Consider the following 1,576-nt stretch of genomic DNA (forward strand, 5'->3'; position numbering starts at 1 on the left):
CCGTAGGTGATGCCGTCGAAGGTGGTGGCGGCGGCCCGGAGCTCGGCGGCGAGGGTGGGCAGCGGGCGGGCGGCCTCGGTGGCCGCCTCGGTGGCGGTGCGGCCGGGGCGCGGCTCGAGGAGGGCGCGTTCCTCGAGGGCGCGGACGATGGCGCGCAGGCGCTCCTGGACGGCCTCGGGCCAGCGTCCCGCGGCGGCGTGCGCGTCGGCGGCGGCGCGGTGCTCGGCGGCGGTGCGCGGGTGGTCGCCGAAGAGGCCGCCGGTGGAGCGGGGTCCTGCGGCGTCGCGCAGGGCGCCGAGGCGCATCCGGAGGGCGACGAGCAGGGCGATGACGAGGAGCGCGATGGTCAGCAGGCCGAGCCAGCCGCCCGGGGTGTTCAGGGCGACGCCGTCGAGCCGGCCGAGGAGGTCGTCCCAGATCCAGTTCCAGACGCGGCGGGGCAGGCTGGGCTCGTGCTCGGCGTAGGCGGGCTTGGACAGCTCGCGTTGCGCGTCGCGGAGGGCCTCCTCGCGGTCGGTGACGACGGGCGGCGCGGTGTCGTCCGTCGGCAGCAGTGCGAGCGCCGGGAGCGGCGTCGGCACGGCGTCAGTTCCCCGGTGTGGGGCCGTCGCCGAGGCCGGCCGCGCGGGCGAGCTCGATGTCGAGCGCCTCGCGGCGGATGCGCTGGTCGATGTAGAGGAGGGCGGTGACGCCGGCGCTGATGGGGAGGGTGATGGCGGAGCCGATGACGGCGCCGACCCCGGAGATGGCCAGGTAGCTCCAGGACATCTCGGTGAGGCCGCCCTCGAGGAAGCCGCCGTCGCCGCCGGCGACGACCTCGGCGATCAGCGTGGTGGGGAACTCGATGATGCCGCCGACGATGGTGAGGAGCACCAGGATCAGCACCTGGATGCCGAAGACCCGCCACCAGGAGCCGGTGACCAGCTTCCAGGAGCGGCGCATGGCGGCGATGACGCCCTGGCGTTCGAGCATCAGGGCGGGGGCGGCGAGGGAGAACTGGATCCAGAGCCAGATGGCCAGGATGACGCCGCCGAAGCCGCCGAGGGCGATGAGGGCCGTGCCGCCGAGGCCGAAGAGGGCCATGGGGACGACGATGGCGAGGACGGAGATCAGGGGGACGAGGAGCACTAGGCCGAGGAGGCGCGCCAGGCGGCCGCGGGAGTCGTGCCAGGCCTCGCCGACGGTGACGCCGCGGCCGAGGACGGCGCGGCTGACGACGATGGTGAGCATGGCGGTGGCGAGCACGTTGCCGAGGAGGGTGGCGACGCCGGTGACCGAGCCGAAGCCGAGGAGGTCGCCGAGGGCGTCGCGGAGCTCTTCGTCGGTGGGGTTGGGGTTGTCCTCGAGGGCGCTGAGGCCGGTGCTGTCGGAGAGCCAGGTGTGCAGGGCGATGGAGGAGAGCAGCTGGATGACGATGGCTATGGGGAGGGCTATCGCCAGCACGGTGCGCCAGTGGGCGCGGGCGGTGGAGACGGCGCCGTCGAGTATCTCGCCGACGCCGAGGGGGCGGAGCGGGATGACGCCGGGCTTGGGGGCCTGAGGCTGGGGCTGCCAGCCGCCGGGCGCTCCCCAGCCG

Annotated in this window: 2 protein-coding genes; both read right to left on the reverse strand. The window is 74.9% G+C overall.

What is annotated here, in order from left to right:
• Window positions 1-581 (reverse strand): DUF4129 domain-containing protein (locus tag E1265_RS36155; protein WP_132935164.1); only part of this gene is annotated, 581 nt, incomplete at its 3' end.
• Between the two features lie 4 nt (window positions 582-585).
• Window positions 586-1,576 (reverse strand): hypothetical protein (locus tag E1265_RS37665; RefSeq protein ID WP_165954025.1); only part of this gene is annotated, 991 nt, incomplete at its 5' end.

The sequence above is a fragment of the Streptomyces sp. 8K308 genome (assembly GCF_004348315.1).
GTDB lineage: Bacteria > Actinomycetota > Actinomycetes > Streptomycetales > Streptomycetaceae > Streptomyces.